This window comes from Dysgonomonas sp. 521 (assembly GCF_010501055.1).
Lineage (GTDB): Bacteria > Bacteroidota > Bacteroidia > Bacteroidales > Dysgonomonadaceae > Dysgonomonas.
On record NZ_QVMO01000050.1, the window covers coordinates 25,195 to 32,055 of the forward strand.

Sequence of the window (6,861 nt, forward strand, 5' to 3'; positions counted from 1 at the left end):
ATGGTTGTTATTTATTATCAAATTACAGGAGCACAAAGATATAAACTTTTGCTATAAAGTAAAATAGTCACTATAGTTTTCTGTATATCTGAAATTATAAATATCAAAATCCTTTATTTTTTAAATCCGAAACAATATTAATATAGGTTTCTATCACATCAAAGTTTTTATAGTTGCCCGTGCTATATCTATCATATCTACATGAGAGATACCCCTTCTGCGCTTGTTTGTATATACTCCTCATGAAATATAGAAAGAAGGCTGCGGCTGAAACAATTTTTCATAAGCGACATATAGCTCTGATCTAAGTACATGACAAAATTTTATATCCTGCTGTAGGGGCATCCCCTTGTGGGTGCCCGTAAACGATGACAAGCGGGCAGGGACAAGCCACTGCCCCTACATCGTCTCCAAATCGTGTTTGAATAATTTTTGTCATGTACTGAGAGCTCTGATAGTAAACGTTGCTTACATCCGGGCTTTCGTTGTTAAATTTTTCGGCATATTCTTTCGTGAACTGGTGCATCGCCGTATAAAAATCAGGATTTTTATCCCCTATTTTCAGAAAATATTTGTCAAATACTGCTGCAACCGAACGAAAGGTTTTATCAGAATTACTAACTAATGCGAATCAAGGGTTAAATGTGCCGTTAGGCACATCATATTGGTAGAAGCATGAGTGAAATTCGTTTTTTTTTGTGCCGTCAGGTACAAAATGTGAATTGTTCTGTAGATATTGCGTACCTGACGGCACGCAATTAACCGGTTAAAGCTTCTTTCTACCAATATTCAGTCCCTAAAGGGACAAAAAATAGCACATTTAACCCTTGATTCACATAACTAATATAGTATAGATAAACTGCAAAAAATACGGGTTGCCCAAAACAGACAACCTGGTATATAATGTATACCTTTATAGTTATTCTTGAATACAACGCACAGAGGCTCCCTGTGCCCGATGAATAGTATTCCCTGCATAGACATCTTTTACATAGAAAGATAGATATCTTGCAGCATCAAAAGATATAGTACTACTCCAGTAGCGTCCATTGCCGTTTTCTAGGCTGGGAACTCCTACATTATACTCTTTAGTACCAGCCATTGGTAAATATAAAGCTTCTGCCACCTTATATCCTCTAGTCTTAATAGGGCCAATATTATCTGTCAATTTCCATGTATTAGCCGTAGCCGTAGTTGATTCCCCAGAGGTAAGACCTCCCTTAAAGATCGCACCTATTTGTTTTTGACTTGGTACTTTCCAACCAGAAGGGCATGGATCACTGGGAGTCGCTTTTGCTTGATTATAATTGTCAGTGCCGTCACCCCAAAGGTTATCTTTTCTGGTACTACGCCAATCTCCATATTGTTTTTCAGGCTCTTGAGAAAGTACCTTATGTTTTATGAATTTGCCATACCTGTCATTCCCTTCTTTTACTTGCCCATTTACATCTAAATCGCTAAGGACGTTATCATCATTGTATTGGGCAATAGTACCATCATCTGCATCACCCGATAGAGGCCATGCCTCAGAATTTCTTAACTGATGATCGTCACTCCATCGTCCCCATTGATACAGATAACCTTTCATATTGTCACAAGGGTTGGTTTCATCCTCTGCACCCAGATTTACATGAGCAAAGGTAGCTTTCACTTTCTTTGTACCCGTTTCATCCCAGGCGTAGACATAGATTGGCGACAAAACTCCTTTAGTGGCTTTCACTATCAGTATCTCACTTGCGGCAGCCTCTTTCATTTCGCCATCTATCTCCATTTGGCAAGTAACAGGCACCACCTTCTTCCAGTTGCCCAGTTCATCCTCTTCCAATTCTATACCAGCCTCTACTGGATTGAAAGCATAAGTGGCATCAATCGCATCGGGAATTACCTTTCCGTCTATCACCCACTGGTACGAGGTAGGCTGGGGCAATGTATTATAGCCAGCCACCAGTGTCATTGTCTGGTAAGTGAACATATACTCCGCGCAACCAAAAGCGTAGCAGTTGCCGTCTATCGGAGCCGGTATATATGGCGGCACTTCGCCCCCACAAGTTGATATCCATTTTTCCCCATTCCAGAATTCGATACAGTTATTTGTCGTATTGTAGATAGTAAGCCCCTTAGCCAAGGCGTTTTTATCGGGATTGGATTTGTAAGTTGCCTCCATAGCATTACGCTCCACAGTGGTCAACAGTGGCATGCGCAGGCCGGCTTTTTCGTTCGATATAAGCTCTAGTGCCGAAAACGTTTCGGGTTCTTTGTTGCTTCCTACGGTCACCTGCGCATGAATGGCGGGCATAGTAAAAAAGCATGTAGTTGTTAGAATTGCGGCTAATAGCCACAGTCTTTTGTGTTTAGTTGTTTTCATAAAAGTAATTTTTAAGCCACCCCCTCCCGGCCTCCCCCAAATGGGGAGGAGACTGGAGAGATGGAAAGATGAATAATACACCTCACCCCAACCCTCTCCACAGGAGAGGGGGAAGCAGAGGCTCTGTTTATTATATTTTAATTTGAGTTGCTTTGACCGCCTTGCGCTACCTCCCCTATCGGGGGAGGCAGGAGAGGGTGTATTACGGGGAGGCTCCGCCCTACTACTTTCGCAAGCGGCGGGCAGAATAAGTGAAGACAAATAAGACAACATTGTTGAAGACAACAAGACGGTAATATCGCCTCCCCGGATGTTAAAAAAATTCATGTATCTTTGTTTCTGATGTAGTTGTGAATACATTATAGTTACTTTACCTTGTTTAATCTTTCCTGTCTGTCACTATATAAGTGACAGACAGCAGAAAAGGTGTTTTGTAATGCCTTTATAATAAGGTCGGTAAGTGAGAAAATAAAAAAATGAAAACGCGTGTCAAACAATTTGTTAAACACGGAAGCCCGGCAGAGGGTATCTGCCGAGGGTTAAGTCATTGTATTATAAGGATATATTAGTTCCTGAGAATCTCTCCCCGAAATTGATTTGTCAAACAATTGTCAAACATTTTATAAGTGATTGGTAAACAGCGATATAAAAGAGGGTCGGAAGATTGCTGTTTTTTTCGGAATAAAGACATAAACAACTATATACCAGAAGTATAGATAATATTGCAAAACAAAAAGTCTGTCGCTTATATAGTAACAGACTTTTTTTCAGTTATTATACTAGAGGCAAATGTAAGTAAAAGTATTGGTATTTGGAGGTGGAGGTGGATAATTTAACATTTAGGGGTGGAGAAATCAATGAAGTCGTCTGGGGTTTTAAGTACAGAGTCGAGATGGCTTCTGTTTTTTCAAAGTGTAAACCCTACAATTATTAGAAAGAATGACTGACCGGATAACCTCTTTATTTAGAATCTTTCGTAAGTTTGTAAAAATATAATGAACTATTTTATGAACAATTACGGATTTATCAGGGTAGCGGCAGCTTCTCCTGCATTGAAGGTCGCCGATTGCGATTATAATACTGACCAAATAATAAAACTTATAAATAAGGCTGAACAGGACGGAGTTAGAGCAATAGTTTTTCCGGAGCTATCCATTACCGCATATACTTGTGGCGACTTATTTCTCCAAAGCTTGCTTTTGGATGAAGCATTAAAGTCATTGGAGCGTATCTGCGAGGCTACACAGGATTTATCCATAACCGTTATCCTGGGTTTACCAGTTGAGGTTTCCAACCGCCTTTATAATATGGCGGTGGTTGTAAGTGCCGGGCGTATAGCAGGCGCTGTGCCTAAAACATTCCTGCCCAACTATAACGAGTTTTACGAAAAGCGTTGGTTTTCTTCGTCGGAGGAATTGAAGGACAAAACGGTCAATCTTTGTGGCTACCGTATTCCTGTAGGCGTAAACCTGATATTTAAGACACCGGAGTTTAGTTTCTCTATCGATGTATGTGAAGATTTGTGGACTCCAATACCGCCGTCAAGTATTGCGTGCCTGAATGGGGCAGAAATTATTTTCAACCTTTCGGCAAGTAATGAGACTACGGGCAAACATCTATACCGTAAAGCTTTGGTCAGCCAGCAGTCGGCACGCTGTATCGCCGGATATGTATACGCCGCGGCCGGAAACGGAGAATCTACTACCGATATTATTTTTGCGGGTAGCAGCATGATTGCCGAAAACGGTTCTATACTGACAGAGGGCGAGCGCTTCTCATTCGATAGTAAAGTTACTGTTGCCGATATAGATATTGAAAGGTTAAGAAATGACCGCCTGAAAAATAAATCGTTCTCTTTGTCTGAATATGGGGCAATAAAGAATATTGAGTTCGAGAAAGTTATTGTCGAAGGTAACTTCTTTAAGATGCTTCCGGCTGAATTCTTTGCTGATGATAAAGATGCCGGGATAAAGGAATTCGGATTAAAACGCTTTGTTTCTCCTACACCTTTTGTTCCGGCCAACGACAATACACTGAATGAACGCTGCGATGAAATATTCTCTATTCAGGTCGGCGGACTTGCCAAGAGGATGCTGCATACGAATATCCAGAAAGCCGTTATCGGTGTATCCGGCGGGCTGGATTCTACTCTGGCCCTGCTTGTCCTGGTAAAGACATTTGACAAACTGAAAATATCCCGTGAAAATATAATAGGTATTACCATGCCCGGCTTTGGCACTACCGACCGTACATATACCAACGCGATAAAACTGATGCGGTCGCTTGGCGTTACAATCAGGGAAATATCTATAACAGATGCCGTTTTGCAGCATTTCGAGGATATAGAACATGATGCGAACGTGCATGATATTACTTACGAAAACTCGCAGGCACGCGAACGTACGCAGATACTGATGGATTATGCCAACAAAGTAAACGGCCTTGTAATCGGTACGGGAGACCTGTCCGAACTGGCTCTCGGCTGGTGTACATACAATGGCGACCACATGTCTATGTACGCGGTAAATACCGGTGTGCCCAAAACGCTGGTACGCACCCTGGTAGGATGGATTGCCGGCACGCACATGGATGAGGTTTCTAAAGCCGTCCTTCTGGATGTGGTAGATACGCCTGTGAGCCCTGAGTTGCTACCTGCCGACAAAGACGGGAAAATAGCGCAAAAGACGGAAGACGTTGTTGGTCCGTATATCCTGCACGACTTCTTCCTGTATTACGTATTGCGTTTTGGTTTCTCCCCTGCTAAAATCTATTTTCTGGCGAGATATGCCTTCAAAGGGCAGTATGAAAACGCGGAGATACTGAAATGGATGAGAAGCTTTTTCTGGCGGTTTTTCTCCCAGCAATTCAAACGCTCATGCCTTCCTGACGGGCCAAAGGTAGGTTCGGTAAACCTTTCGCCGCGTGGCGACTGGCGTATGCCGAGCGATGCTTCGGTGGCGCTGTGGATAAAAGAACTGGAAACATTGACGCCTTAAAATTTTTTAATAGAGTTTATATAGATATATAATTCAACTTACACGCTCGCGGTGCTATACATTCTCTACAGAAACGCTATAAGCCTCAATAATTTGAGGGTTTAGCTTGTAAGAAGATACAATAAGTTTTATAGATGGAAAAAATATATTAGTTTTGTGCGTTCGTTTACCCGTCATTATTTAAGACCAGTACTGAATCAACAACAATCGTTTATGAAGAATATACTCAAATTACTTTTCGCTACATTTTTATTATTCCAGAGTTTATGCCTGTCAGCACAGGACGAACCTTATTTCCGGCTTGGTGTGAAGGCGGGAGGAAATCTTTACACTTCTACATTGAAGGGGGCTACCAAAAAAGTAATGCCCGGTTACCAGATAGGGCTTACAGCTGAATATGCACTAAGTGAAACGGGTTATTTGCAAACAGAAGTGACCTTTACCACAAAAGGAACAGTTATGAAAGGGTCGCAAAGCATTGACGGTGGGACCGGTAAATGGTCTGAGCGCTTTAACATGCAGTATATCAATGTGCCCTTGATGATGACCTATAAACTGGAAATAGACACCGACTTCAAGGCATATTTTCGCGGAGGGCTTTACGGAGCTTATGGGATAGGAGGAAAAACGACACTCAAAACGGAATATAAAGGTGTTGATACAGAAAACACCAAGACCGAAAAGGATACCTTCGGCAAGGATGGATTAAAGAAGTTTGATGCAGGAGTCAGATTCGGTACAGGTTTAGAGTTTGAGAAATTTTCTGTTGGCTTTGATTTCGAATATGGTATCCTCGACCTTAGTAGGCGCAATAGCGATTTAAGCACCTTGCTCGACGACAGGGCTTATAGGAATAAAGGAGCGTCGCTGTCGGTAGGATACAGATTCTAAGCAAGAGTCTTGTTCATCTTATAGTATAATAAATATACATTATATCGAGCAAGATGCTATTTATTTGATTTTTAAATAGTTAAATATTGACAACTTTGTAAGGGCAGGCTAATCCTGCCCTTATATGTATAAGGGCAATACCGGGCGGGTAATCCCCGCCTCTACCCCCTACGGATACCATATTTATAATTAATGGCAAATAAAATATATAATGCTTTGTTCAATACAAACTCTAATGCCTGTCTAAGATACTGTTTAAATTTTATACGAATATTTTATTATATCTTTTTCTTCGTTCATTTTTAGTCTGTTTTCGGCTGTTTTTTTCCTTTCTTTCAACTCAAATAGCCCGCTATTATCGTTTCAAGAAAGAACCAACGGTCACAGGAGCGAAGCGTATGTAAATAAACATCTCTAAAACATCTCTAAAAATTTGAACGAATAAAATTTAAACAGTTTCTTCTATGTTGTAATCCAAATATTCGGAGTATTATTTTTCGTTTTTATTTTTTTTCATAAAAACAACTACATTTGTATCAGGAAGTTGAAGAGGAAACAGGCTCTGCTGGGGAGCAACTTGTCAGCAATACACTTCCTGCGTTACGCAGT

4 protein-coding genes are annotated in these 6,861 nt (G+C 41.0%); 2 read left to right on the forward strand and 2 right to left on the reverse strand.

The genetic code is table 11. The features are described 5' to 3' along the window. Positions 1-304 precede the first annotated feature (304 nt). Both D0T84_RS23000 and D0T84_RS14225 read right to left on the reverse strand, forming a co-directional pair. Positions 305-439 (reverse strand): hypothetical protein, encoded by a 135-nt coding sequence (locus D0T84_RS23000; RefSeq protein WP_255495167.1) that lies wholly within the window; start codon positions 437-439, stop codon positions 305-307. Positions 440-919: 480 nt separating this feature from the next. Beyond that, on the reverse strand, positions 920-2,365 hold the full coding sequence (locus D0T84_RS14225; protein ID WP_163308527.1) for a hypothetical protein: 1,446 nt from the start codon (positions 2,363-2,365) through the stop codon (positions 920-922). Positions 2,366-3,372: 1,007 nt separating this feature from the next. Here D0T84_RS14225 and D0T84_RS14230 point away from each other — a divergent pair. Beyond that, positions 3,373-5,361, forward strand: a complete 1,989-nt coding sequence (locus D0T84_RS14230) for an NAD(+) synthase (protein ID WP_163308528.1) — start codon at positions 3,373-3,375, stop codon at positions 5,359-5,361. 213 nt (positions 5,362-5,574) lie between these two features. Beyond that, positions 5,575-6,252, forward strand: coding sequence for a porin family protein (locus D0T84_RS14235; protein ID WP_163308529.1), 678 nt, complete (start codon positions 5,575-5,577; stop codon positions 6,250-6,252). The last annotated feature ends 609 nt before the right edge of the window (positions 6,253-6,861 follow it).

Coding starts and splice junctions, on each gene's coding strand:
- D0T84_RS23000 (WP_255495167.1), bottom strand. CDS start 439: ATGACAAAAATTATTCAAACACGATTTGGAGACGATGTAGGGGCAGTG.
- D0T84_RS14225 (WP_163308527.1), bottom strand. CDS start 2,365: ATGAAAACAACTAAACACAAAAGACTGTGGCTATTAGCCGCAATTCTA.
- D0T84_RS14230 (WP_163308528.1), top strand. CDS start 3,373: ATGAACAATTACGGATTTATCAGGGTAGCGGCAGCTTCTCCTGCATTG.
- D0T84_RS14235 (WP_163308529.1), top strand. CDS start 5,575: ATGAAGAATATACTCAAATTACTTTTCGCTACATTTTTATTATTCCAG.